The following is a 26,533-nucleotide window of genomic DNA, read 5'->3' as shown; positions in this document are numbered from 1 at the left end:
ATGAAGTTCATCTTTTATACCCATTCCCTGATTTCGGACTGGAATCATGGAAACGCTCATTTCCTCCGGGGCGTGATGCGCGGTCTCATCCGCCGAGGGCATCGAGCATTCGCGCTCGAACCGGAAAACGCCTGGAGCCGCACCAGTCTGGTCGAAGATCAGGGGCCGATGGCGATCGAGAAATTCCATGAAAATTTCCCCGAACTTCAAACCTATGTCTACGGCAGCAATTTCGAGCACGAAGAGGCGATTGCCAATGCCGATGTCGTAATTGTCCACGAATGGACCGAACCGGCACTGGTGGAACGGATCGGAAGGGCTCGCCGCGACGGCGGCAAATTTACGCTGCTCTTCCACGATACGCATCACCGCGCGGTATCGGCCGAGGGGGATATAGCCGGCCTCAAACTCAGCGATTACGACGGCGTTCTAGCTTTTGGCGAAACCCTGCGCGAACGCTATCTCAAGGCCGGCTGGGGAAAGTCCGTCTTTACCTGGCACGAAGCTGCGGACGATACACTTTTCCGTCCCTTGCCGCAGATCGAAAAGGTCGGCGACCTGATCTGGATCGGCAACTGGGGCGACAACGAACGATCCGCCGAAATCATGGAATATCTCGTGCAACCGTCCCGGCGACTTGGCCTGAAGACGACGGTACGCGGCGTGCGCTATCCCGGCCATGCGCTGCAAGCGCTCGAAGAGGCAGGGATCGCTTATGGAGGCTGGATCGCCAATGCGGAGGCACCGCGTGCCTTTGCTCAAAACAAGGTGACGGTTCACATCCCTCGTCGACCTTATGTCGAAAACCTTCCCGGCATTCCGACCATCCGCGTCTTCGAGGCCCTGGCCTGTGGCATTCCGCTGATCTCTGCCTTTTGGAACGATGCCGAAAATCTCTTCCGGCCCGGCAGCGATTACCTCATCGCGCGCGACGGCGAAGAGATGATGCAACTGCTTCGCGACGTTTTATCCGACTCCGGCCTGTCCGCCTCGCTCGTGTCATCTGGACTCGAAACCATCCGCGCGCGCCACACCTGCCGCCATCGTGTCGATGAGCTGTTTTCCATACTGGCCGCATGCGGAACGCAGAGGGTGACCCAGAAGCTCGCTGTCAGGGAGGCCGCGGAATGAAGATTGCCTTTTATGGATCAAGCCTCGTATCCGCCTACTGGAATGGCGCTGCCACCTATTATCGCGGTCTATTGAGAGCCCTGGCGGCCAAAGGTTACGACATCACCTTCTATGAACCGGATGTCTTCGATCGCCAGAAGAACCGGGATATCGATCCACCGGAATGGTGCAGGGTGGTTGTCTACGAGGGCACGGTGGATGCGTTGAACGCGGTGACTGCCGAAGCTGCCGAGGCGGATATCGTCGTCAAGGCGAGCGGCGTCGGTTTCGAAGATGATCGCCTCCTTGAGAGGGTTCTCCAGAATGCACGCCAGACGGCCCTGAAAATATTCTGGGACGTTGATGCGCCGGCCACGCTTGCCGACTTGCGGGCCGCCCCGGATCACCCGCTCCGCAAGGCCTTGATCGACATCGATCTTGTGCTCACCTATGGGGGCGGCGAACCCGTCGTGAACGCTTATCGCTCCATGGGCGCGGCAATTTGTGTGCCGATTTACAACGCTCTCGATCCCGAAACCCATCATCCGGCGCCACAGGATCCACGCTTTTCCGCCGATCTCGGTTTTCTCGGCAACCGCCTGCCGGACCGCGAGGCGCGGGTAGAGCAGTTTTTCTTCGAACCGGCTGCCCAACTCCCAGGTCAGACGTTCCTGCTTGGCGGCTCCGGCTGGGAAGAAAAGCCGAAGTCTTCGAACGTAAAATATATCGGGCACGTTTCCACCCGAGACCACAACGCCTTCAATGTCACGCCGAAGGCCGTTCTCAATATTTCTCGTGCCAGCATGGCGGAAAACGGGTTTTCGCCGGCAACGCGTGTTTTCGAGGCGGCTGGGGCGGGAGCTTGTCTGATTACCGATCATTGGCAAGGCATCGACTTGTTCCTCAAGCCTGAGGAGGAAATCCTGGTCGCACGCGACGGCCGCGACGTTGCCGATATTCTCTCCGGCCTCACGCAGGAAAGAGCAAAGACGATTGGTGAGAGGGCGCTTGCACGGGTACTTGCCGATCACACCTATGCCCATCGTGCCGAAGAGGTGGATGCGATCTTCCGCGCCCATGCCGGTGCCCGGATGGAGGCGGCTGAATGACAAAGCCATTGAACATCGTTTTCCTCGGTCTCTCGCTCTCCTCCTCCTGGGGCAATGGCCATGCCACGACCTTTCGCGCGCTGATCCGTGGATTGCAGGCGGGCGGGCACCGGGTGCTGTTCCTCGAACGGGACGTGCCCTGGTATGCCACAAGGCGCGACCTGCCGGATCCCGACTTCTGCGAACTCGCCTACTATTCCGATATTGCTGGAATGATCGGCTCCCATGCAGGCCGCCTTCATAATGCGGACGCGGTGATTATCGGCTCCTATGTGCCGGAAGGAGTGGCGGTCATTGATGCAGTCGCCGCATTGCAGCCCAAGCGGTTTTGCTTCTACGATATCGATACTCCCGTTACGCTCGCGAAGCTCGATCGAGGTGATGAGGAATATCTTGCCCGGCGGCAGATTCCCCTCTTCGATGCCTATTTCTCCTTCTCTGGAGGAGAGGTTCTTCCGCGTCTGGAACAGCGATATGGAGCAAGGAAGGCGGTAGCCCTCTACTGTTCTGTGGATGTCGAAAGGTATCGCAATACCCGGGAGGCCTTCCGCTGGGATCTCGGTTATCTTGGTACATACAGCCCGGATCGCCAACCGACACTGGAGAGGATTCTCATTGAACCGGCCAGGCGACTGCCGCGACTGCGGTTTGTGGTGGCTGGGCCGCAATATCCCCATGAGATCGACTGGCCGGCTAATGTCGAACGTATCGAGCACCTTCCGCCGAGCGAGCATGCGAGCTTCTACAGCCGGCAACGCTTCACGCTCAATGTCACCCGGTCGGACATGATTGCAGCCGGCTGGTCGCCGAGTGTCAGGCTTTTCGAGGCTGCCGCATGCGAAACCCCGATCATTAGCGATCATTGGCGAGGACTTGATGAGCTTTTGCCTGACAGCGAAGCGATCATCGTCGCCAAGCGGACGGAGGATGCGGTCGAGGCGCTCACAGGATTGGATGAGGGGCACCGCCGGTCGCTAGCCAAAAACGCGAGGAGTGTGGTCGTGCAGAGCCATACCGGTATTGCCCGCGCCCGCGAACTTATAGCGGCGCTCGGAGATTGGCCTCAGCGAATGTCCCGAACAGAATCCACATTTCAGCCCGTTTCAGCTTGAGGAGATTGTAATGCTGCAAAGAACCGGAACCGGAAATGGTAAAACCGTTCTTGTCGCCGGAGGGGCCGGCTTTGTCGGTTCGCATCTCTGCGACGCCCTGCTTGCGCGCGGCGATCGGGTGATATGCGTCGACAGTTATATTACCGGTTCGAAAGACAATATCCGCCCGCTGATGAACCATCCCGGCTTTCGGCTGATCGAGAAGGATATCTGCGAATTCCACGAGATCGACGAGCCCTTGGATCAGATCTACAACCTCGCTTGCGCGGCCTCACCGCCCCAGTATCAAGCCGATCCCGTCCATACGATGATGACCTGCGTTGCGGGCACCGGAAACCTGCTGGCGCTTGCCGAACGGGATGGCGCTTCATTCCTGCAGGCTTCAACAAGCGAGGTTTACGGGGATCCGGTGGAACATCCCCAGCGTGAGGACTACCGCGGCAATGTCAATTGCATCGGCCCTCGCGCCTGCTACGACGAAGGCAAACGGGCGGCCGAGGCACTTTGCTTCGACATGCTCCGGGCGGAAAGGGTCGATGTTCGTGTCGCCAGGATTTTCAACACCTACGGGCCGCGCATGCAGCCGAACGATGGTCGCATCATTTCCAACCTTCTCGTCCAGGCGATTTCGGGCAAGCCGCTTACCATCTACGGCACCGGCGAGCAGACCCGCTCATTTTGTTACGTCAGCGATCTTGTCAGGGGTTTGATGGCGTTGATGGATGTCGATCCGAATCCCGGCATGCCGGTCAATCTCGGCAATCCGGGCGAATTCACCATCAACGAACTTGCCGAGATGGTGATGGCAATCGCGCCCACCATGGCCAAGCCGGTTTATAAACCTTTGCCCGCGGATGATCCGCAACGGCGTCGCCCGGACATTTTACGCGCCAAGGAACTCCTCGGATGGGAGCCAAAGGTCCCTCTTTCGGAAGGGCTGCGGCACACCGCGGACTGGTTCACGGTCGTGCTTGGAACTGGTGCCGGAAAACCGTCCTGGCAGGCCGTTCGGCAATCATCTGCTTACGAAATGGATGTGAGGGCTTAAGGGTGGAGGCAAGAAAGAGCAGGGAGAACCACAGCCTGCAACGCGAGATCACCGAGCTCGGTCCCTGGTTTCACAACATGCGGATTCAAGGCGTCGAGACCGCACCGGACCACTTTCTCGGGGATTATCCGGCCTTCAAGTGGAAAAATTTTCAGCACGCCCTTCCAGACGATCTGGAAGGGCGCAGCGTTCTCGATATCGGCTGCAATGCCGGATTTTATTCGCTGGAAATGAAACGACGAAATGCCGGCCGCGTGCTGGGCATCGACTCCGATCCTCACTATCTCCGCCAGGCCCACTTTGCTGCCGAACATAGCGGGCTCGATGTCGAGTTCCGGCAGATGTCGATCTATGAAGTCGGCAAATTGAACGAAAAGTTCGACCTGGTGATTTTCATGGGGGTGCTCTACCACCTTCGCCATCCGCTCCTGGCGCTTGACCTGCTTTACGAACACGTCGTTGGAGATCTGATGCTTTTTCAGTGTCTTCAGCGGGGGGACGAACGCATCCCCGATCTCCAGGAAGACTATGATTTTTCGGAATGGGCCGTCTTCGATCGCCCGGACTATCCGAAGCTCTTTTTCATCGAAGAACGCTACGCCTCCGACCCGACCAACTGGTTCATTCCCAACAAGGCCGCAATGGAGGCAATGCTTCGTAGTTCGGGCTTCATTATTGAGGCTAATCCGGAACGCGAAGTTTACCTCTGCCGGCGCGGTGAGAGGCATTACATGGTCGGACCTCCCCCTCAAACTTAGGGGCATCGGGGAGGATCCTGATATCGAAAGGAGCGGCTTCAGCCATCTTTTTGTGCTGGCGAATGCACGCCGGCAGGCGATCTCGCAATTCGTTAGTTACGGTGGCCTGATGGATAGCTGTCCGCCTGTGGGGGCGGGGAGGCCTGCCTGTTCAGTATTCCGAGCGCCATTGCGGCCCTTCGCTTGGCCCGGTAGCGGTTGAACTGCTGATCTGCGAGAACCCCGGCGAGAATCACCGTTCCCATTACCGCGAAGTTCAGCGATGAGGGGATGCCTAAAAGATTGACGAGGTTCTGCAATTCCTGAAGCAGGACCGCCCCCAACACGACGCCGATGATCGAGCCTTCTCCGCCACGAAGCGAGAAGCCGCCGAGGACGGCGGCGGCAATTGCGTAGAGTTCGTAGAAGTTACCATGTGACGAGGGCTGCACCGATCTGGTGAACATGGCGAAGTAAACCGCGGCAACGGCGGTCAGCACCGCGCAGATCACATAGGCGGTCGTGATAACGAAACCGGTGCGGATGCCAGAGTAGCGCGCTGCGTCCTCATTCTTGCCCACAGCCTGCAAATGTCGGCCAAAGACCGAGCGATGAAGCAGGAACCAACAGATTATGCCGATGACTATCATGGCATAAAAGGAGTGTGGAACTCCAAAAGTGCGCCCGATCGTCAGCCATTCCAGCGCGGGATACTTGGCGCCGAAGGGAAAGCCGGCAGTGGCTTCTCCCGTATAGCCGCGCGCGGCGCCGCGATAGATCAGCAGGCCGCACAGCGTCACGACGAATGGTTGCATCTTGAGCTTGGTGATTAGCAGCCCATGAGCCAGCCCAAGGAGCGTTCCGATCACGAGGACGGCAAGGATTGCCACCGGCCACGGGACGCCGAACTTTCCCACCATGTCCACAAATAGGACGCCGAGCAGTGCTATCATTGAGCCGACCGAGAGGTCGATACCACCGGTCATGATGACAAAGCCTTGCCCGATGGCGAAGAGGCCGAACAGACCGATGAGGTTTGCCGTATTGCCCAGATTGATCGGCGAGAGGAATAGCGGATTTCGCAGATAAACGACCGCTCCCACAATTATGATCAGGACTGCCAATCCCAAGTCTTTTTTATGCATCGGTCTGTTTCCTAGTTTGCGCCGACAGCGAGCTTGAGAACATTGTGTTCGGAGAATTCCGGCCGCGATAGCGATCCGGCGATTTCCCCTTCTCGCAATACGACGATACGGTCCGACACGCCGATCACCTCTTCCATGTCGCTGGAGATCATCAGGACGCCGACGCCGGCGTTGGTCAGAGCACGCATGAGCCTGTAGATCTCCGCCTTGGAGGCGACATCGATGCCGCGGGTGGGCTCGTCAAAAATGACCAGAGCCGGTCGCATCGAAAGCCATTTGCCCAGCACAACCTTTTGCTGATTGCCGCCAGAGAGTTCCGCGGTTCTGCGCATGACATCGGTGGTTCTGATTCCGAGTTTTATACGCTGATCCTCGGCACGCGCCTTGACCGCGCTCTGCGAAACCAAGCCGTTGCGCGACACGGCTGCGAGATCGGCGAGGCAGATATTTTCACAGATTGCCGCTTCGAGCACGAGGCCCGTCCGTTTCCGATCCTCCGGCACGAGATAGACGCCGGCCTGGATGGCGTCATGCGGCGACGCGGCCCTGAACGGCTTGCCCGCCAGCGTGATCTGGCCCTCGACAATGGCGTCGATGCCGAAAATGGCTTCGGCCAATTCTGTCCGTCCCGCGCCCACCAGTCCGGCCATTCCCAGAATTTCGCCATCGTGGATATCGAAGTCGACAAGGGCCCGTGGTCTCGCGCGGGTTCTAACGGCCTTTAAGGACAGGATGGGCCCGCCGGCAGGGCGTGACGGCGGCGAATACAGGGCATGAAGGTCGCGCCCGATCATCATGCGGATCATGGCATCATGATGGATCTCCGCCCTGCAGAGTTCACCGGCGGCTTTGCCGTCGCGCAAAGCGAAGACGCGGTCGGCGCATTCCTCGATCTCGCTCAGGCGGTGCGATATGTAGATGACCGCGATGCCCTCGGCCTTAAGGCTGGCAACGACGCTCATCAGCGTTTTCGTTTCCGACAAGGTGAGCGACGAGGTTGGTTCATCCATGATGATGATGCGCGCCTTGATGGAGAGCGCCTTGGCGATCTCGAGCAATTGCCGCTCGGCGAGCGACAGAGCAGCGACCGGGGTGTCGGCCTCGAACGTGGCACCGACGCGTCTTAAAAGCGGTTCGGCTGCGGCACGCATGGCCTTTACATCCAGCAGTCTGAGGAAACCTTTACGTATTTCGCGGCCTAGAAACATATTGGCGGCCACGTCGAGATTGTCGAATACGTTGAGCTCCTGATGTACGAACGCGATCCCCGCGGACTGGGACTCAGTCACCGAAAATCCGTCGCATCGCACACCATCGATAATGATATGACCCGAGCTGGGCTGGACGACACCCCCAAGAATCTTCATCAGCGTGGATTTGCCGGCTCCATTCTCTCCGATCAGGGCCAGAACTTCGCCGGCCATGACCGTGATGGACACATTGCAGAGCGCCACGACGCCGGTATAGGCCTTGGAAATGTTCTCGAGTACCAACAGGGGGCGCTTCGGATCCTCTTTAGTCATCATAAGTCGTGGCCATCTGATTTTGCAGCAACAGTGATGCTTCGGCCCGTTGAGCGGATATACGAAGTGACAAGCGCACACCGGGCCCGGCGAGGCCCGAGCCCGATGCCGCAGCGCCGACCCGGAAGAGTTTTACCCGCCAATGCGCTCTTTGAGTTCCTTCTCGAAGGCATCGACATTGGATGCTTTGATGACTTTCGTCGGAACGATTATAAGGCCGTCCGCAGGAATACCCGATTTGTCCCCTTCGAGATATTTCGCCATCAGATGCATGCCCTGATAGCCCCACTGGTAGGGGTCCTGTACGACGGTGCCGGCGAAGCTGCCTTCGCGGACCGCCCCGAGGGTAACCGGATCCTCATCGAATGCGATGACCTTGATCGCCCCGAGTTTGCCCGCAGCCTGGAGAGCCTCGTAAATCTTGGGAGGGTTATAAGAATAAAACCCCACCATGCAGGTGATGTTTGGGTTTGCGGCAAGCACGTCATCGACGTTCGACCGGGCTCGGGCAAAATCCACGTCGTCTCCGCGCACGTCGACGAGCTCGATCCCGGATCCTTCGACGGCCTTGCGGAACCCGGCGATACGTTCGACTGCATTGTCCGCTCCCAGGAACCCGACAAAACCCGTGCATTTTCCGCCTTCGGGCATCGCAGCAACGGCGATTTCGCCGGCCTGAACACCTGCCTGGGTGTTGGAAGAGCCGAGATAGGCGATGCGCTTGCTGTTGGGCGCATCGCTGTCGGTGGTAAACAGGGGCACCTGCGCTGCAATGCGGTTGAATGCGTCGATGGAATTCTTCGGATCAGCCGAAGATATCATAATTGCATCGGTACCGGCAGCGACAAGATCATCCATCAGGGCGTTCTGCAGGGCAGCGGTACCCTGGGCCGGATAGCGGAACTGCAGTTCGTAGCCCGGCAATTCCGCTTGAGCCTTCTTGACCCCGGCTTCGGCGAGTTTCCAGAAGTCGGAGGCCGCGTTCACGACGAAAGCCAACTGGGGTTTGTCTTGAGCGACAGCGGGGCCAGCCAGACCGGAAGCCAGCATGGCAAGCGAGACGGCAAGTTTCAGTTTCATTGTCCATCCTCCCATTTTTGGGAGCACAGACACGGCCCTGCTCCCCAACGTTTCTAAATGCCCTCGAACAGTCATTTGCCGCGGGCGGTACATATCCTTGGCTTGGGCGTTGCCTGGACGGTCACATGCGGACCGACCCGGAGCCAGCGACGGATATTACTTGGCGCGCATGTGTTACCCGGGGTACCAGACACGGCGCGGATCATCGGGCGCCCGGGAATAGGCCCAGGCGCGTTGGACAAGGAGCTCGGCATCGACAACCGGGCGCCAGCCGAGCAGCATCCTTGCCTTGGCATTGTCGAGCCAGTTGCTGTGATAGGGGGTCGAAATTTCCACAGCCGGCAGGCCATGCGAGGCTTTCAGTTGGGCCGCGACGCCAGCGTAATCCACTGGAACATCCATCGCGATGTTGAAGAGTTCGCCCTCGGTAGCCGGATTATCCAAGGTCAGAAGAATCGCGCTGACGAGATCGCTGACATGGATGAAATTGCGTTTAAGCGAAGCGCCGCCTGCATCGCGAAGCAGTGGGATGGCGCCGGCCCCGGCATGCCGGGCGATTTCCTCCGGCGGCAGGAATTCACTCCAGGCGGGGCCGCCGAACTGGTCCCGAAAGCTCAAGACATGGCGGAAGTCATCCTTCTCCATGATCCAGGGCGCCCGAAGGCAGCAGGCATTGGTGCCGTATTGGATGCGGTACTGCTCAAGCATGACCTCCTCGATCACTTTGGTAAGCGCATAGCAGCCCGGATAGGCTCGACGCGGGGAATTCTCGGTCACGGGAGCATCGTAGGGGTGAAAAATATGCCCCACGGAACAATCTCCCCCGATCAGAACGAACTGCCTCGCGGTCTTCGAGGTGCGAAAGGCTTCGAGCAGGTTGAAGAGACCCTTGATGCCGACGTCGATCGCCAGATCAGGTGATTCCTTGACGGCAGCCATATGCAACACATGGGTTACGCCATCCATGGCGGCGTAAACCGTCTGCGCATCCGCCAATGAACCACGCACGATCTCAACCGCCGAATGGTCGATGACGCGGTTGTTGCAGAGCGCACGCAGGGACCAGTCGGCAAATTTGTCGGCAGCCAGAAATCCGGGCAGGAAATTGGTCCCCACCTTCCCCGTTAGTCCAGTGACAAGAAGTTTCAATTTGCTTCCCCTAAAATCCCATGCGCACGCTGAAACGAGGATATAGCTCCGCAGCCTTTGCGGGCCGTCACGGTGCCGAAGCGCCGTGACGGGATCGCATCGGGACTACCCTATGGGGCTACTTGGCGCAGAAGCCCGGTTCTTCGCGCGTGCAGACATCCAGGCCGGTGTAGATCGTGTCTTCCACGGCCTCCCCCTTGATCAACCGGATCATGACCTCGGGAGCGCGCTGGCCCATTTCGAAGGGACGCTGACCCACCTGGGCATGGCTTCGGCCATCTTTGAAGGCCTGTACCTGCGGCGGCAGGGTGTCGCCTGCCACGATGATCAGGTCATTGCTTTTCAGGCGATCCATCACCTGGTCGGTGACCTGGGCATAGGCCTGCGGCGCAAACTGCGCCCATCCTCCGATCAGGATAAAGGCATCGAGATCGGGGTTGGAGGTGAAGACATCGGCCATCTGCTGATTGGCAAGGTCAATCTGATCATTCGTGAAAACCGGGCAACTTTGGATTTCGCTCCAGCCGCCTTGCCCGGACAGGCGATCGACCCCTTTGGAGCCTGCGATGGTATCTCGAAAACCGGCTGCGCGGGCATTGATGTTATCGGCGCCGACGTTGCCCAACTGCAGACAAACCGTTCCGCCCTTCGGCTTAAGCCGCTTGGCCTGCTCGGCCATTTTCACGCCCATCAGGTAATTGTCGGTTCCAAGATATGCGGCGCGCAGCTTACGGTCTGCCTCCGAGAGGTCGGCATCGACCGTCATGACCGGCATCTTCGGCCCAATCTCCTTGAGCCGGTTGGCCATGGCCGACGCATTGGATGGGGAAATGGCGAGTGCGGCAACGCCTTTGGCGATAAGGTCATCAACGAGCTGCACCTGTCCGGCCTCGTCGGCACTGGATGCCGGACCCGTGTAAAGGCATTCGTATTCTGAATTGGGATTGTTCTTCGCCCAGTCCTTGCAACCCAGGTTGATCTGTTCGAAGAACGGATTGTCCAGTCCCTTGACGACGATAGCCAAGGTCTTTTTGTCCTGCGCCTCTGCTGCGCCGGCGGCCAGGACAAGGGCAGCGGCCAAAACCTGATTTACGTACCTCAAAGCAGTGCACTCCTCCGTTTGGGTTTCATCCGGCGCGGCCAAGCACAAGTCTGTCCAAGCGCTCGCCAGAACTGTCTGCCGCCCTGACCCTCCCATTGCGGCACACATCTGCGGTGCGAACCGAAGCCGGTTCGGACCAAGTTCGATGATCTATTCTGTTGCGAATTTGATCATATTATGTGCTAATAACAGCACTTAATTAGCGAAGCCGTCAAGCGGGAATTTAGCGGGCGTCGCAGCCGAGGCCGCGGAAATGCAACAAGACTGGCTGCCGCTGCCAAGGCATGAATCGCGCTCCCTGATCGGTTCTCATCCGAAGAGGGGCGGAAAGGGAGGCATATGAGCGCGCTGAGACTTGAGGGAGTGAGCAAGCATTTTGGGGCAATCCATGCATTGAGCGACGTGTCGCTTTCCGTCGAGCCGGGAGAAGTCATCGGCCTGATGGGCGACAATGGGGCTGGCAAGTCCACTTTGGTGAAGGTCATAGCCGGAAATTTTGCGCCGAGCTCCGGCGAGATCTTCATCTCCGGCAGCAAAGCCGAGTTTCATAGGCCGTTGGATGCCCAGCGCGCCGGAATCGAGGTGGTCTATCAGGACCTCGCCATTTGCGACAACCTGTCGGCGGCCGCGAACGTATTTTTGGGACGCGAACTGACCAAGCAGCTCGGCCCGCTCCGCATCCTTGACTACGCGCAGATGCGCATCAAGGCCGGAGAACTGTTCGCGCGCCTCAAATCCGAAACGAGGCCGCGCGATCTGGTCAGGCGCATGTCCGGCGGCCAACGGCAGGCCGTGGCCATTGCCCGCGCGCTTCTCAGCGATGCGAAGATCATCCTTATGGATGAGCCCACGGCCGCGATTTCCGTGCGGCAGGTCGCGGAGGTGCTCAATCTTATACGTTATCTAAGCGACCACGGCATTGCGGTGGTGCTGGTCAGCCATCGCATGCCGGATGTATTTCAGGTGGCGGACAAAATCGCAGTGCTGCGCCGCGGCCGTCTGGTGGCCCACAAGAAGTCGGGTGATTCCTCGCCCGAGGAGATTACCGGTCTCATCACCGGTGCAATCGAGTTCGCATGAACGATCAGGGGAAGAGAAATTCAATGTCGACAGCAAATTCACTGGCTGACGTCATCGACCAGTCAGAGCATCGCGGTCTGCGATCGCGCCTCATCAGCCACCAGACATTCTGGGTCTTCATGGCTGCGATACTGGCCTGCCTGGCACTGTCGCTGCTGACTGATACATTCGCGACCGAGCGGAATCTGTTCAATGTCTCGCGCAACTTCGCATTCGTCGGCATCATTGCGCTCGGGATGACCGCGGTGATCGCTTCGGGAGGCATAGATCTGTCGGTTGGGTCGACCGTCGTGCTCTCGTCCATGACCGTAGCCGTTTTGATGTCGGCGGGCATGCCGTTCTGGATCGGCGTCCCGGCGGCGCTGGCAGTCGCAATCCTGGTGGGGGCGGTCAATGGAGTGCTGATCGCTTACGCCGGCATGCCCTCCTTCGTGGTCACGCTGGGGATGCTGTCCGTGGCGCGATCTCTCGCCATGGTATTGTCCAACAACAAGATGATCTACCAGTTCGGCCCGGATCACGCTCTGCTGCTGGCGCTGGGGGGCGGCTCCACCATGGGATTGCCCAACCCGCTCATCGCCCTGGTCGTTCTGGCGGCAATCACAGGTTTCCTTTTCAGATGGACCCGCTGGGGGCAACACCTCTTCGCTATGGGAGGAAATGAAAATGCGGCCAAGCTTACGGGCATTCCGGTCAGGCAATTGAAGGTTTCGGTCTATGTGTTTTCAGCACTGACAGCCGGGATTACCGGCGTGCTGGAAGTGGGCTGGCTGGGCGGTGTCACGACCAATCTTGGTCAGGGCATGGAACTTTCCGTTATAGCGGCCGCCGTCATCGGCGGGGCCAATCTCGCCGGCGGAATAGGCACGGCCTTTGGCGCGCTCGTGGGGGCGCTCCTCATCGAGGTGATCCGAAACAGTCTGATATTGCTGGGCATCAGCACCTTCTGGCAAGGCGCCTTCGTCGGTTCGTTTATCGTCATTGCAGTGGCCTTCGACCGCTTTCGCAGCATCCGCCAATCGGGCTGATGCAAGCATCCCGCCGCACGGGCGGGTCTCGTCAAGCGATCACTGCGCTGCCACGCTGGATTCGATATCGTCGAAGCGGCGCTTAGCCGTGGACCCTCGCGCAATCAGCTCACATTCAACCTTTATGCGGCTGGGAGTAGTGTGCAGGCCGCCGGCCGCGTCGATAAGCAGTTCTGCAGCCGTCCGTCCCATCTCATAGAGCGGAAGGACAAGGGTCGACAGGGGAGGGTGCGTATACTGCGCGATATCGCGATCGTCGAAGCCGATAACGGCGACATCGTCCGGGACTTTGGCGCCCAATTGCTTGAGCGCGTCGAAACAACCGACCGCCATCATATCGTTGGCGCAGAAGATGGCATCGGGCGGGTTGTCCAACGCCATCAGTTCCAGCGTCATCTCGTAGCCGGCCGAGGGTTCCCAGTTGCCTGGGCGCACCAGCGCGGGATCGTAGGCTATATCGTTGCTGGCCAATGCCTGCTTGTAACCCTTGAGACGATCTCGTGCGGCATCCACTCCCTGCTGGCCATTGATGAAGCCGATCCGCCGACGCCCCGACAGCAGCAGGTGCTCGGTAGCGCTGCGACCGCCCAAGAGATCGCCGGGTAGAACGGAATGATGTTCGCGATGCTCGTCATAGCAGTTCACGAGGACGATGGGCAGGTCGGCAATGGCTGCGGGAATCTGCACGAGCCTGGTCAGGATCGTGCCGTAGATCAGACCGAGGATGGGCAACTTCCTCAGGTTCGCGACGATACTGGTCTCAACATCGGCGTCGCCGTGGCTGACTGCCATCAGAACGTTGATGCCGTATTCAAGGGCCTTGTCCCGGGCGCCTTCGAAGGCCAGCGACATCCAGGGATCCGTTGAGGTTTCGTCGGCGACGAAGACGATCGTGGATCGCCCGCCCGGCGCCGTCTTGGTTCCGCGGCGCACGAAACGATAACCAAGCGTTTGCGCCGCTTCCAGCACGCGGCTCCGCGTGGCGTCGGCAAGCCGGGCGCCTTTCGATCCACTGAGAACCAATGAGACGGTGGCTTGGGAGACCCCCGCCGCGGCAGCAACATCCATCATGGTGGGGCGCCCCACGCTTACTCGCTTCTTAGACTTCGACATTAATGATCATTCCCTGATAGGCCTCCGGCTCTTTCATGCATCCGCTGTGATAATATCACACCGAAAATGGGTCTATTTTGCAAATGCATATTGCTGATATTAGCAAATAAATCTTATAGAACCCGAAGGCGTGAGGATCGGAGCAATTTCGAGCTTCATTGCCTTAGTGATTCCGTAGTTTTTGGCGGGTTGACACAGTTTGATCAGAGGCTTTTTGCGTCGGAGATCCTGCGGGTCACCGTGAATGCCTTGCCGAGATCCGGGTGCAGTTCCATTCCGAGGCCCGGGCCGGGCGGTACGGTGATCATGCCGTTCTTCACTTCCGGGAGCGCGGTGACGAGGTCGCGATACCAGGTGCGGTAGAAGGCCCGCACGCTTTCCTGGATGAGCGCGTTCGGCGCGTTCAGCGAAAGATGCGTCGAGGCGCAGAGCAGCACAGGTCCGGTGCAGTCATGCGGGGCGATCGGCAGGTGCCAAGCTTCCGCCATCGAGGCGATCTTGCGGGCTTCGGAAATGCCGCCGCACCAGCCGATATCAAGCATCACGACACCGGCCGCGCCGGTTTCCAGCAGATCGCGGAAAGCCCAGCGGGAGCCGAGCGTCTCTGATGCCGAGATCGGAGCGGGCGAAACCTCGACATAGCGTTTCAGGTCCGAGAGACTGTCCATCTTGATCGGGTCTTCATGCCAGAACGTTTGGTAGGGCGCCAGCGCCTTGGCGATCTGCATGGCAGGCAGGAGCTGCCACATCGAGTGGAATTCGACCATGATGTCCATCTTGTCGCCGACGGCTTTGCGGATCTTCTCGAACGGCTCAAGCGCAGACTTCAGATCCGGCAGGGAGATGTATTGGCCGCGGGTCTTTTCGGCCGCCGGATCGAAAGGCCAGATTTTCATGGCCGTAATGCCTTCTTCCAGCAGCGATTCCGCCAGCTCGTCGGCGCGATAGAGAAAGCCGTTCAGGTCGTCGTAGCTCGTTCCGGCGGTGAGGCCGTAATTGCTGGTCTGCTGTCCTGTATTGCGCTTGACATATTCCGTGCCGGCGCAGGTGTTGTAGGTGCGGATCTCGCTTCGGGTGAAACCGCCGAGAAGCTGGGCGATTGGCAGGTTGGTCGCCTTGCCGAAAATATCCCAGAGCGCGATGTCGAAAGCCGAGTTGCCGCGCACTTCCGCGCCGGAGGAGCGGAAACCGATGTAACCGACCAGGTCCTGCGCAAGCAGGTCGATCTGTAACGGATTACGGCCGATGACGCGCGGCGCGATGAATTCATGCACATGCGCCTCGACGGCCTGAACGCCATAGAAGGTCTCGCCAAGACCAGTGATCCCTTCATCGGTGTGGACCAGAATCCAGAGAAGGTTTTCGCGTTCGTCGATGCGAACGGTTTCGATGCCGGTGATTTTCATGATGTTTTCCGTGAACGTGGATTGCAGGTGGCGGGACAAAAAGGGAGGTTGATCTTCAATCTATCTGCTGCGATCGGTTTGCGAAATCCAAGGCTTCAGCCGGCACCCGATTTTTCCGTCAGGCTGACGCGGTCATATGTCGTTGCTGCCGGGCTTGATGGCATTTATGAAGGCCTCGGCGGTCCAGGACAGCGGTGTTCCGGGAAGGATGATGATCCCATAATCTGAGACCTTGTCCGGCAGGAACGGGCGCATGGCGACTGCGTCGCTGCGGAAAAACTCGGCTATCAACGATGGCACGATCGCGATGCCGAGCCCCTGGGCGGCGCAGGCGCAGGCGGTTTCAACCGAATGGACTTCAAGGCTGCAGCGATAGGTCGGAACCATGCGGCGCAGTTCGTGCTCCAACTCGTTGCGGTTGATCCTTTGCCGGCCAAGCAGGATCAGGTCGTTCCGGGCAAGATCGTTGACATCGATCGCTTCTTTTGCCGCAAGCGGGTGGCCGGCGGGCATGACGCAGGTCGTGCCGCTCACAAAGAGCGGTCGGGCGTCGAAAGAGTGCTGTTCGACCGGCAGGCGCACGAAGCCGAGGTCGGCTGTGCGGTTGTAGACCATGCGCTCGATTGCGTCGTACGGACCGCTCAGGATCTCCACCGTCACACGTGGATGATCCGCCTTGAAACGCGCGACGATGGGCGGCAGCATGGTGGTCGAAAGGCTGTGGGGAAAGGCAACGCGCACAAGCGCCTCGCCAAAGGCGCCGGAAACCACGTCGCCGACCTTGGTTCGGAGCCGAGCGACGCTTTGAGCCACGTCGTCCACCTCGTTCACCAGGAGCCGGGCCTCCGGGCGCGGGATGAGCCTGCCCTTGTCGCGCAGGAAGAGTTCACGGCCGATCTCTTCTTCCAGCGAGGCGAGCTGACGGCTGATGGCCGATTGCGACAGGCCGAGCTGGGCTGCAGCCGCCATGGTCGAGCCGGTATCCATGATCGTCTTGAAGATTTCGAGCTGCTTGAAATTCATGATCCGATCCTATGGGCAACGGACCGCCGAACACAAGCGGAGACAGCCAGACACCTCTGCCTCGCGCGCAAAACGCATAGGCTCATGCATTCCACTCATAATATTGCGCATCTCTCCGGCGCCGTTATCGTCATCGTCAACAAACAGAAAAAGGGAACATTTTTCCATGGGAATTCTCTGTCCTTGGGGGATGAAGGGTAAGCGGGAGCGTACGTCATGACGGTCTTCGTCATCCGCCGCTTCCTGCAGAGCATTGCTGTCTTGGTCGTGACCGCGGTCATCGTCTTTATAGGCATCTATGCGATCGGCGACCCTGCGGAAATGTTGATCTCGCCGGATGCGAGCCAGGCCGAACGCGCCCAGGTGGTTGCGTCGCTCGGCCTCGACAAGCCGCTTTGGGAACAGTTCTTCACCTTTACCTGGAACGCGTTGCACGGCGATCTCGGCCGCTCTTTCGCCTTCAACCGCCCGTCGATCGCGCTGATCTTCGAGCGCCTGCCGGCGACGCTGGAGCTGACGCTGACCGGCCTCGTCTTCGCGCTCCTGCTCGGTATTCCGCTCGGCCTGCTTTCGGGCCTGAAGCCGAACAGCGCCACCGACGAAGTGATCATGACCGGCTCGATCTTCGGCTTTTCGCTGCCGAGCTTCTGGCAAGGCATGATGCTGATCATGATCTTTTCCGTCTGGCTCGGCTGGCTGCCATCCACGGGCCGTGGCCAGGTGGGGGAGTTTCTCGGTCTCCATTCCAGCCTCTTCACGCTGGATGGCCTGAAGCACCTCATCCTGCCGGCGATCAATCTCTCTCTGTTCAAGCTATCGCTGGTGATCCGTCTGACGCGCACCGGGGTGCGCGAGACCATGCCGCTCGATTTCGTGAAATTCGCTCGCGCCAAGGGGATTTCCGAGCGCCGCATCGTGTTCGTGCACGTGTTCAAGAACATCCTCATCCCGCTGATCACCGTGATCGGTCTTGAACTCGGCAGCATGCTGGCGTTTGCCGTCGTCACCGAAACGATCTTCGCATGGCCGGGCATCGGCAAGCTGCTGATCGATTCGATCATGCGGCTCGACCGGCCGGTGGTGGTCGCCTACCTGCTGGTCATCGTCAGTCTGTTCATCTTCATCAATTTCGTGGTCGACGTGCTTTATTCGCTGGTCGATCCGCGCGTTCGCCTGGGAGATGCATCATGAGCGCCACTGCTCTTTTCCGCGAGGACATGCTGCTTGGCCGTCTGATCATGGGTATCGGCCGCAGTCCGAAAGCCGTTATTGCCGCCGTGGTCTGCGTCATCCTGCTGTTTGCCGCGATCGCCGGGCCCTTTCTCACGCCGCAGGACCCCTACGACCTCGCGGCTCTCGATATCCTCGATTCCAAGTTGCCGCCGGGCTCGCAAAACATGGACGGCCTGACCTACTGGCTCGGCACCGACGGCCAGGGCCGCGACATGTTTTCCGCCATGGTCTACGGCCTGCGCACCAGCCTCGGCGTCGGCGTGTTCTCCGGCCTCGTGGCGCTGGTGGTCGGCACGGTGCTCGGGTTGACCGCCGCCTATTTCGGCGGACGTATCGATGCACTGATCATGCGCGTCGTCGACCTGATGCTCGGCTTCCCGACCATTCTGGTGGCGCTGATGTTGTTGGCGCTTTTGGGGCAGGGGCTGTGGAAGGTGATCTTCGCGCTGATCCTTGTGCAGTGGGCGACATTTGCCCGCGCCGTCCGGAGTGCGGCACTGGTCGAGAAAAACAAGGATTATGTCGAGGCGGCCGTCACGCTCGGCATCTCGACGCCGCGCATTCTGATCGGCCATCTCCTGCCGAACTGTCTGCCGCCGCTGATCGTCATCGGCATGCTGCAGGTGGCGAATGCGATATCGGCGGAAGCGACGCTTTCCTTTCTCGGCATCGGCCTGCCGATCACCGAACCCTCACTCGGACTGCTGATCGCCAACGGCTACCAGCTGCTGATGTCCGGCGAATACTGGATCAGCGTCTACCCCGGCGTGCTTCTCCTCATCCTCGTCTTCTCGATCAACATCGTCGGAGACAGGTTGCGTGAAGTGCTCAATCCTCGGCTGGGCGAAAGGTGAGCATCCTATGACAAGTATTGGTCCCCCAGTTCTCGAAGTCCGAAACGTTTCCACCCATTTCATGACCCGCCGCGGAGCTCTGAAAGCTGTCGATGACGTCAGCTTCACGGTCGGCCAGCGCGAAATCGTCGGGCTGGTCGGCGAATCCGGCTCGGGCAAGTCGATTACCGGCTTTTCGATCCTCGGCCTCGTCGATCCGCCGGGCCGTGTCGTGTCCGGGCAGATCCTGTTTAACGGAGAAGACCTGTTGAGGATGTCGCCGTCTGCGATGCGGACGATCCGGGGTAAACGCATCGCGATGATCTTTCAGGATCCGATGATGACGCTGAACCCGGTTCTCTCGGTCGGCACGCAGATGATCGAGACGGTGCAGGCCCATGACAAGGTGTCGCGTGCGGAGGCGCGTGCCCGGTCCCGCGATGCGCTCGGTCTGGTCGGCATTCCTTCGCCGGAAGAGCGGCTCGACGCTTACCCGCACCAGTTCTCGGGAGGCATGCGCCAGCGCGTAGCAATCGCAATTGCGCTGTTGCATCGGCCCGACCTGATCATCGCCGATGAGCCGACAACGGCGCTCGACGTGACGATCCAGTCGCAGATCCTGTTCGAGATCAAGCGGATCGCCGCCGAGTTCGGCATGGCGCTGATCTGGATCAGCCACGACCTCGGCGTGGTGGCGGCGCTCGCTGATCGCATCATGGTCATGTATGCGGGCAGGATCGTCGAGGCGGGGCAGGTGGACGGCGTGCTTTCCGAGCCGCGCCACCCCTACACCTCCGGCCTGCTCAGCGCCATTCCCGCCGCCGTGCCGCGCGGCGAGCCGCTTCGCCCTATCCCCGGCTTTGCCCCCTCGCCGCTCTCGCGTCCCTCCGGCTGTGCCTTCCGCGACCGCTGTGTCCGGGCCACCGACATCTGCGCCACCGAACCGATGCTCGAGATCGCTGCCGGCCGTGAGTTCCGCTGCTTCCACCCGCATCTCTGGAGCGCCGCATGACCAGTTCGATCAGGCAAACCGTGCCGCTCGTGGAAGCCGTCAACGTCAGCCGGCGCTTTTCGCGCAAGCTCGACTATGCCGAAAAGATCGCCAATCTTTTCGGGGCCGGACTGGAGGAGAAGACCGTTCATGCGGTCGACGGGTTGGACCTCGCCGTCTATCCCGGTGAAGTCGTTGGCCTCGTCGGCGAATCTGGCTGCGGCAAGTCGACCCTCGGCCGCGTGATGGCCGGAATCATGCCGGCAAGCGAAGGCGAGGTGCGCTGGAAAGGCAAGCCGCTGACGGCGCTTCAGGGCGAGGAGAGGCGCGCCATGCGGCTTTCCGCCCAGATGATTTTCCAGGACCCGATGTCGACCCTCAATCCGCGCAAGCGGGTGATCGACCTGATCGGCGAAGCGCCCAAGGTGCATGGCATCGTCAAGGGCCGCGAGGTTCGTGACTATGTCGCTTCGCTTGTCGAGCGTGTCGGCCTCGATGCCTCCTATCTCGACCGTTACCCGCACCAGTTCTCCGGCGGCCAGCGGCAGCGCATCGGCATTGCCCGGGCGCTCGCAGTAAAACCGAGGCTGCTCGTCTGCGATGAATCCGTTGCGGCACTCGATGTCTCGATCCAGGCGCAGATTCTCAACCTTTTCATGGACCTCAAGCGTGAATTCGGCCTCACCTACCTCTTCATCAGCCATGATCTCGGCGTGGTGAAGCACATCTGCGACCGGGTGGTCGTGATGTATCTCGGTCGCGTGGTCGAAAGCGCGACGCCGGATGAACTCTTCGACAATCCGAAACACCCCTATACCCAGGCGCTGATCCGTGAACTGCCGAGCGTCACGGATCGCCGCCGTGTCTTCAGACCGATCAAGGGTGAGATCCCGTCGCCGCTCCATCCACCGCCGGGATGCCATTTCCATCCGCGCTGTCCCATGGCTTTCGATCGCTGCCATGCGGAACGGCCGGTTCTGAAGGAAAACGCCGACGGCCATGTCAGCGCCTGCCACCTGAACGATCTCGCCGCCCATCAGGCAACAAATGCGACGGCCGAACCGGCCATCTAAAAAGGAAGGGAACAGATAGAATGAAACCGATGAAATTTCTCCTGGCCGGGATTGCAGCCTCGGTCATCGCGCTCGGCTCGGCCGAGGCCGCTGACCTCGTGCTCGGCAGCGCCACCGAGCCGTCGGCGATCGACCCGCAGTTTTCGCGCACCGGCAACAATCAGAACATCGCCATGCAGGTCTTCGACCGCCTGGTGCAGACCGACCCGACAATCAACATCGAGCCGGCGCTGGCGGTCTCCTGGACGAACATCGATCCGCTGACCTGGCATGTGAAGCTGCGCGAAGGCGTCAAGTTCCATGATGGCAATCCGCTGACCGCCGAAGACGTGATCTTTTCGCTGACCCGCGCCAGGAATATCCCGAACAGCCCGGCACCTTTTTCCGGCAATGTCGGGGCGATCGACAACATGAAGGCGCTGGACGACCTGACCATCGAATTCAAGACGAAAAAGCCCACTCCGGACTTCATCGAGCAGATCGGTTTTGTCTACATCGTCGAGAAGAAGGTCGCAGAAGGCGCGTCGATCGAGGACTTCAACAGCGGCAAGGCAGCGATCGGTACAGGAGCGTACAAATTTAAGTCCTGGACGCCGGGCGACAACCTGGTTCTGACCCGCAATGACGGCTTCTGGGGCAAGAAGCAGGACTTCGACAATATCACGATCAAGTTCATCTCGAACGATGCGTCCCGCGTTGCAGCGCTCCGCTCCGGCGCAGTCGATCTGATCGATGCGGTGCCGCCGGGCGATGTGAAGACGCTCCAGGGTATTTCCGGCCTCAAGGTTTTCTCCACTGCATCGGCGCGGATAATCTACCTTGCGCTCGACAGCGCCCGCGACAAGAGCCCCTTCATCACCGACAAGGAAGGCAAGCCGCTCGACAAGAACCCGCTGAAGGACGTGAAGGTGCGCCAGGCACTTTCGAAGCTCGTCAACCGTCAGCTGATTATCGACCGTATTCTCGATGGTTCGGCAGAACCTGCGGGCCAGCTCGTGCCCAACGGCGTGGCTGGAAACGACCCATCCATCGAGGCACCTGCCTTCAATGCGGACGAGGCCAAGAAGCTGCTGGCCGATGCCGGCTACAAGGATGGCTTCGGCATCACCCTCCACACCTCCAACGACCGCTTTCCGGGCGACGCGGAGGTCGCTCAGGCGCTCGGCCAGATGTTCGCCCGTGGCGGCCTGAAAGTGAACGGGGTCGTCGCCCAGCCCTATAACGTCTATACCAAGGGGGCTGGGGCCGGCGAATTCTCCGCCTTCATCTTCTCGCTTGGCAACTCGACGCCGACGTCTGCCACCGGCCTTCGCAATCTGCTGATGACGGCCAACAAGGATGCCGGCACGGGTTCGTTCAACCGTACCAAGTATTCCAACCCGGCTTTCGACGAGGCGATGCGCGTCGCGACTGCCGAGTTCGATGCAGAGAAGCGCGTGGAGCTTCTGCAGAAGGCGACCAAGCTGGTGTTTGCCGACGTACCGGTCATTCCGCTCTACTGGCAGAAGGTTCATTGGGCCGGCAAGGCAAACCTTTCCTACGTTGCCAATATGACGGAAGACACGAGCGCAACGCTCGCCGGTCTCGCCAAATAAGGCCCTCTACAAAGGAGAGGGCGGGTGATCCACAGAGGCCGAAACCCTCTCTGCCGTCATCCTCGGGCTTGTCCCGAGGATCTGCAAACGGTTGATTTTTGACGTGGTTGGATCCTCGGGACAAACCCGAGGATGGCGTGAAGTACGGGGTACAGGTTTGTCATCAACCCGGTGCCTCCCAATATTTTCGAGGATACGGATATGGATACCCTGACGCCATCGCGCTTCGAGGTGATTGCCGACGACGTGATTGTCGAACGCGATGTGATGGTGACGATGCGCGATGGCGTGAGGCTCGCGACGGACGTCTACCTGCCGGCCAAGGACGGCAAGGCGATCGATAGCCGGCTGCCGGCAATCATGGAGCGCACGCCCTATGGCAAGACGGAGCGCTCGCGTTCCGAGATCGAAGTCGGCATGGCGACGCCGATGAAGCGCGAGGAAGTCGCCCTATATTTTGTGCGGGCCGGCTATGCGGTGATCTATCAGGATTGCCGAGGCCGCTACAATTCCGAAGGCGAGTTCAGCAAGTATATTTCCGAAGCCGCCGACGGCTACGACACCGCTGGCTGGCTGGTGGAACAGCCCTGGTCGAATGGCAAGTTCGGGACGATGGGCCTTTCTTACGCGGCACATACGCAGGCAGCACTCGCCTGCCTCAACCCGCCGGGCCTCGCCTGCATGGTCATGGATTCGGGTGGGTTTTCGAACGCCTATCAATGCGGTATCCGCCAGGGCGGCGCATTCGAGCTGAAGCAGGCGACCTGGGCCTACAATCAGGCGATCGGCGAGGGCAATGAACTGGCCCGTGCGGCAATCGAGGCGGAGGACATCCACGCATGGTTTTCCGCAATGCCCTGGAGCGAAGGCGTTTCGCCGGTGCGGTGGATGCCGGAATACGAAGACTACCTGCTGGAGCAGTGGCGAAGCGGCACGTTCGACGAAAGCTGGCGCCGTGTCGGGCTTTACATGGAAGGTTTCTATGAGACTTTTCCGGAAATACCCATCGTGCTGATGTCGAGCTGGTACGACGCTTATGTGAAGTCGACGCTCGACAATTATCGGGGTCTCTCCGGCAAGGACAGCCGGCCGCTGCAGCTGATCATGGGGCCCTGGCTGCATGGCAACCGCAATTCCACCTTTGCCGGCGATACGTCCTTTGGGCCGGCGGCGCCGCTCGGGGGCAATGTAACGGAAAGCTGGCTCTCCTTCCGGCGTGACTGGTTCGATCGATGGTTGAAGGACAAGGAAAATCATGTTGCAGAGGCGCCGGTTGTTCGCGCCTTCGTCATGGGCGGAGGATCGGGCAAGCGCAACGCTGAGGGACGGCTCGACCATGGGGGATACTGGATCGAGGCGAGCGACTGGCCGCTGCCGGAAACGGAATTCAAGTCGTATTACATCCATGAGAACGGCTCGCTTTCCACCGACATGCCGCAGACGGGCGCCGCACCATTCGCCTATGACTTCGATCCGAAGAACCCTGTTCCAACGATCGGCGGTTCGCTGACGAGCGGTCAACCGATCTTCGAGGGCGGCGGCTTTGACCAGCGCGAGGGGGAAAGGTTCTTCGGCTCCCGGCATCCTGGGTTGCCATTGGCGGCGCGGGCCGATATCTTGTCGTTCGAGACCGCTCCGCTTGAGGACGAGATTGCCGTGGTAGGGCCGATCGTTGTTGAACTTCATGTGTCGTCGGATGCCCCCGACACCGATTTCACCGCAAAGCTGATCGATGTCTATCCACCGAGCAAGGACTATCCGACCGGTTATGCGCTCAATATCACCGATGGGGTCATCCGCTGCCGGTATCGCAATTCCTGGGAAAAGCCGGAGCCGATCGCGGCGGGAGAGGTTTTCAAAGTGCTCATCGAGCCTTTTGCGACTGCCAACCACTTTGCCAAGGGGCATCGCATCCGGCTGGATATCTCCTCGTCCAACTTCCCGAAATATGACGTCAATCCGAACAGTTTTGCGCCGGAAGGCAGAGGCCGCACGACCCGGATCGCACGAAACAGCGTATTTTGCGATGCTGCAAGACCCTCTTCAATCCGCCTTCCGATCGTAAGCCGCGCGGCTTTGAAACCACTGGCAAAGTGAGCGGAACATGCTTTCCGTCGGTGTCACGGGCCAGATCCTCATCCATGGTCCGCTCGATCTCTCAGGTCGAGGACAGGCTGAGGTGCGGGACTTTCTCAAGACGGATGTCGCCTTCGGAAATCTGGAAGCGACGGTTGAGGCGATGGGCGCTTGGCCGACGAAAACGAAGACGCTGCATCTGGCCTCTCCCGCGGCGTTGAGTTCGCTGCGCAGCCTCGGTTTCCATGCGGTGACGCATGCCAACAACCATGCCTTCGATCTTGGCCCGCCCGGAATCCTTGCGACGCGCTCGGCTGCAAATGCTGCCGGCTTGCGGCTTGCCGGGAGCGGTGCGAATATCGACGAGGCAGCAGCGCCAGTGGTAGTCGGCGATCCGGATCGGTCGCTGGCGGTCTTTTCCGTCGACCTCGGGCCGCAGCCGGACATCAATTACGCCTCCGCCGACCGTGCCGGCATCGCACCGCTGCGGGTCAGGCGGTCGGTGACGATGCCACTGGCCGACTTTGCGGTGCTAGCACGGATTGTGACGGCGCTTGGCGACGATGCACGCGAGGCTGCCCGCGCCTCTGTCGGTTACCGTTCCGGGCTTTGCGAAGGGGTAGAAGTCTTTGGCACGCCGGTCACCGCGGGTGATGAGATCAAGGCTGTCTGGGCGGCGGACGAGGGAGACATGCAACGCCTTATAGCTGGCATGGCAATCGCCAAATCCAACGGCTGCTGCATTGCCGTGGCAATTCATGGCCACCACTGGGATGCGGCCTGGTCCCAAACCCCGCCCTGGCTGCTCGACCTTTTTCGCGGCCTGATTGATGAGGGGGCGGATCTGATCCTCGGTACGGGCGCACCGGTCATGCAGCGCATACACTTTCATCGTGGCCGCGCCATCATTCCGGGGCTCGGTAACTTCGTATTTCACACCCGGCGAGCGGAGAGCTATCGGCAAAGGGGTGTTGATGTATGGCGCAGCGCGGCAATCCGGCTGGAGCTTTCTGCCAACGGTGAATGCCAGCGGCTGGAAATCCTGCCGATTGCGGTCGGCCGCCCCGCGGATGACGGGTTAGCGAGAGCGCCCGAACCTCTCGAAGGTGCGGAAGCCCAGGAGATTGCGAATATTGCTTGTCGAGAGATTTCTCCCGCCGACTATCATCGGATAAAGCCTCTCAAGGCTTGAGCGACAGATCCAGAACACGGCCTTCGAACAGGCGGTCACGTGAACCTTCCAGGTGCTTTCGCATGAGGTCACGCGCGTCCTCGGCGCGACCCTCGCTGACGGCCTGAAAGATTTCCTGATGTTCCTCGTAAACCTGCTGCAGGCCAGGGCGTGCGCCCATCAAAGAAAGACCGTGCAGATGCATGCCGACAGCGATATGTGCCTTCAACGCCTCCATCGAGGCGGTATAGAAATGATTGTTCGCGGCCTGTGTAACTGCCCTGTGGAAGTTGAAGTCCGCCTCCACTCTGTGCAGCTGGTGGCTTGTCGCCTCCCGCAATTCGGCAAGTGCTTCGGCAATCCTGTCGATTGCTGCTTTGTCTCGCCGCTGCGCCGCAAAATAGGCGGCGGCCGGCTCGATGGTCAGGCGAAATTCATAACACCGTTGGATATCGGCGATCGATTTGACCGGGGAGTAGGCGAGCTGGGCTGTGTTGGACGCCTGGGCGCTGACGAAGGTGCCCGCCCCCTGACGCGAATAGATCATCCCCTGGTCGCGTAACCGGCTCAACGCATCGCGCACGACAGGTCTCGACACTCCGAGCAACGCGGCAAGTTCATGTTCGCCGGGAAGCCTGGAGTCCGGCGCATAGTTTCCGGTGCGGATACGATCGAGGAGCTGGTCGACGACCCGATCCACAAGTTTGACCGACCGGGCCCGGTCCGGTTTCCCCTGTGCCACTGGCCGCGCCTGTTTGCTCAATCCTTCAGCCAATCGATCTGCCATTTGGTCCCA

The 26,533-nt window shown here is 60.0% G+C and carries 23 protein-coding genes; 14 read left to right on the top strand and 9 right to left on the bottom strand.

Translation table 11 applies throughout. The features are described from left to right. The 5 genes from EDE05_RS10255 to EDE05_RS10235 are packed head-to-tail and all read left to right on the top strand — an operon-like array spanning position 1 to position 5,137. On the top strand, positions 1–1,131 hold the full coding sequence (locus EDE05_RS10255; RefSeq protein WP_134100809.1) for a glycosyltransferase: 1,131 nt from the start codon (positions 1–3) through the stop codon (positions 1,129–1,131). Next, positions 1,128–2,219 carry a glycosyltransferase gene (locus EDE05_RS10250; RefSeq protein ID WP_112797608.1) on the top strand — a complete coding sequence of 364 codons (1,092 nt, stop codon included), beginning with the start codon at positions 1,128–1,130 and terminating at the stop codon, positions 2,217–2,219. Before EDE05_RS10255 ends, EDE05_RS10250 begins: the two co-directional genes overlap by 4 nt. Continuing rightward, entirely contained in the window at positions 2,216–3,331 is a 1,116-nt protein-coding gene (locus EDE05_RS10245) for a glycosyltransferase (protein WP_112797610.1), read from the top strand. The genes EDE05_RS10250 and EDE05_RS10245 overlap by 4 nt, the downstream gene beginning before the upstream one ends. A 10-nt stretch (positions 3,332–3,341) precedes the next feature. After that, the gene (locus tag EDE05_RS10240) at positions 3,342–4,379 is read left to right on the top strand and encodes a UDP-glucuronic acid decarboxylase family protein (protein WP_105371254.1); all 1,038 of its coding nucleotides are present in this window, start codon (positions 3,342–3,344) and stop codon (positions 4,377–4,379) included. A gap of 2 nt (positions 4,380–4,381) precedes the next feature. Beyond that, a complete protein-coding gene (locus EDE05_RS10235) occupies positions 4,382–5,137 on the top strand; it encodes a TIGR04290 family methyltransferase (protein WP_166675439.1) in 756 nt (251 codons plus the stop codon). A gap of 92 nt (positions 5,138–5,229) precedes the next feature. Here EDE05_RS10235 and EDE05_RS10230 read toward each other — a convergent pair whose 3' ends face one another. From EDE05_RS10230 to EDE05_RS10210, 5 genes are all read right to left on the bottom strand, one after another. After that, positions 5,230–6,261 carry an ABC transporter permease gene (locus EDE05_RS10230; RefSeq protein WP_112797614.1) on the bottom strand — a complete coding sequence of 344 codons (1,032 nt, stop codon included), beginning with the start codon at positions 6,259–6,261 and terminating at the stop codon, positions 5,230–5,232. Between the two features lie 11 nt (positions 6,262–6,272). Beyond that, a complete protein-coding gene (locus EDE05_RS10225) occupies positions 6,273–7,787 on the bottom strand; it encodes a sugar ABC transporter ATP-binding protein (protein WP_245519879.1) in 1,515 nt (504 codons plus the stop codon). A 129-nt stretch (positions 7,788–7,916) separates the two neighbouring features. Beyond that, positions 7,917–8,864, bottom strand: coding sequence for a sugar-binding protein (locus tag EDE05_RS10220; RefSeq protein ID WP_112797615.1), 948 nt, complete (start codon positions 8,862–8,864; stop codon positions 7,917–7,919). Positions 8,865–9,038: 174 nt separating this feature from the next. Next, positions 9,039–10,013 (bottom strand): NAD(P)-dependent oxidoreductase, encoded by a 975-nt coding sequence (locus tag EDE05_RS10215; protein WP_134100806.1) that lies wholly within the window; start codon positions 10,011–10,013, stop codon positions 9,039–9,041. A gap of 118 nt (positions 10,014–10,131) precedes the next feature. Beyond that, positions 10,132–11,115 carry a sugar-binding protein gene (locus tag EDE05_RS10210; protein WP_245505112.1) on the bottom strand — a complete coding sequence of 328 codons (984 nt, stop codon included), beginning with the start codon at positions 11,113–11,115 and terminating at the stop codon, positions 10,132–10,134. Between the two features lie 339 nt (positions 11,116–11,454). On the opposite strand from EDE05_RS10210, the gene EDE05_RS10205 reads away from it, so the two are divergent. Both EDE05_RS10205 and EDE05_RS10200 read left to right on the top strand, forming a co-directional pair. Further along, positions 11,455–12,195, top strand: a complete 741-nt coding sequence (locus EDE05_RS10205) for an ATP-binding cassette domain-containing protein (RefSeq protein WP_132410192.1) — start codon at positions 11,455–11,457, stop codon at positions 12,193–12,195. 23 nt (positions 12,196–12,218) lie between these two features. Then, the gene (locus EDE05_RS10200) at positions 12,219–13,223 is read left to right on the top strand and encodes an ABC transporter permease (protein WP_134100803.1); all 1,005 of its coding nucleotides are present in this window, start codon (positions 12,219–12,221) and stop codon (positions 13,221–13,223) included. Between the two features lie 39 nt (positions 13,224–13,262). On the opposite strand, the gene EDE05_RS10195 is transcribed toward EDE05_RS10200, so the two are convergent. From EDE05_RS10195 to EDE05_RS10185, 3 genes are all read right to left on the bottom strand, one after another. After that, positions 13,263–14,294, bottom strand: coding sequence for a LacI family DNA-binding transcriptional regulator (locus tag EDE05_RS10195; protein ID WP_105371246.1), 1,032 nt, complete (start codon positions 14,292–14,294; stop codon positions 13,263–13,265). Positions 14,295–14,539: 245 nt separating this feature from the next. Next, a complete protein-coding gene (locus EDE05_RS10190; RefSeq protein ID WP_112797627.1) occupies positions 14,540–15,742 on the bottom strand; it encodes a mandelate racemase/muconate lactonizing enzyme family protein in 1,203 nt (400 codons plus the stop codon). A gap of 132 nt (positions 15,743–15,874) precedes the next feature. Beyond that, a complete protein-coding gene (locus EDE05_RS10185) occupies positions 15,875–16,765 on the bottom strand; it encodes a LysR family transcriptional regulator (protein WP_112797631.1) in 891 nt (296 codons plus the stop codon). Positions 16,766–16,981: 216 nt separating this feature from the next. On the opposite strand from EDE05_RS10185, the gene EDE05_RS10180 reads away from it, so the two are divergent. The 7 genes from EDE05_RS10180 (at position 16,982) to EDE05_RS10150 (ending at position 25,758) form a co-directional block, all read left to right on the top strand. After that, positions 16,982–17,956 (top strand): ABC transporter permease, encoded by a 975-nt coding sequence (locus EDE05_RS10180; protein WP_134100800.1) that lies wholly within the window; start codon positions 16,982–16,984, stop codon positions 17,954–17,956. Continuing rightward, positions 17,953–18,852, top strand: coding sequence for an ABC transporter permease (locus EDE05_RS10175; protein WP_134100795.1), 900 nt, complete (start codon positions 17,953–17,955; stop codon positions 18,850–18,852). The genes EDE05_RS10180 and EDE05_RS10175 overlap by 4 nt, the downstream gene beginning before the upstream one ends. 7 nt (positions 18,853–18,859) lie before the next feature. Further along, the gene (locus tag EDE05_RS10170) at positions 18,860–19,843 is read left to right on the top strand and encodes an ABC transporter ATP-binding protein (RefSeq protein ID WP_208325203.1); all 984 of its coding nucleotides are present in this window, start codon (positions 18,860–18,862) and stop codon (positions 19,841–19,843) included. Continuing rightward, on the top strand, positions 19,840–20,895 hold the full coding sequence (locus EDE05_RS10165) for an oligopeptide/dipeptide ABC transporter ATP-binding protein (RefSeq protein ID WP_134100792.1): 1,056 nt from the start codon (positions 19,840–19,842) through the stop codon (positions 20,893–20,895). Before EDE05_RS10170 ends, EDE05_RS10165 begins: the two co-directional genes overlap by 4 nt. Positions 20,896–20,924: 29 nt before the next feature. Then, the gene (locus tag EDE05_RS10160) at positions 20,925–22,490 is read left to right on the top strand and encodes an ABC transporter substrate-binding protein (RefSeq protein WP_245519878.1); all 1,566 of its coding nucleotides are present in this window, start codon (positions 20,925–20,927) and stop codon (positions 22,488–22,490) included. 201 nt (positions 22,491–22,691) lie between these two features. Further along, positions 22,692–24,587, top strand: coding sequence for a CocE/NonD family hydrolase (locus tag EDE05_RS10155; protein WP_245519877.1), 1,896 nt, complete (start codon positions 22,692–22,694; stop codon positions 24,585–24,587). A 7-nt stretch (positions 24,588–24,594) separates the two neighbouring features. Then, a complete protein-coding gene (locus EDE05_RS10150; protein WP_134100789.1) occupies positions 24,595–25,758 on the top strand; it encodes a CapA family protein in 1,164 nt (387 codons plus the stop codon). On the opposite strand, the gene EDE05_RS10145 is transcribed toward EDE05_RS10150, so the two are convergent. After that, entirely contained in the window at positions 25,748–26,524 is a 777-nt protein-coding gene (locus EDE05_RS10145; protein WP_162712284.1) for a FadR/GntR family transcriptional regulator, read from the bottom strand. The two genes, EDE05_RS10150 and EDE05_RS10145, sit on opposite strands and share 11 nt — an antisense overlap. Positions 26,525–26,533: the final 9 nt, after the last annotated feature.

The organism is Neorhizobium sp. R1-B, from assembly GCF_004368875.1.
GTDB classification, from domain to species: Bacteria; Pseudomonadota; Alphaproteobacteria; order Rhizobiales; family Rhizobiaceae; genus Neorhizobium; species Neorhizobium huautlense.
Note: the sequence above shows the minus strand (reverse complement) of the source record. Positions and strands in the feature narration are given on the sequence as shown.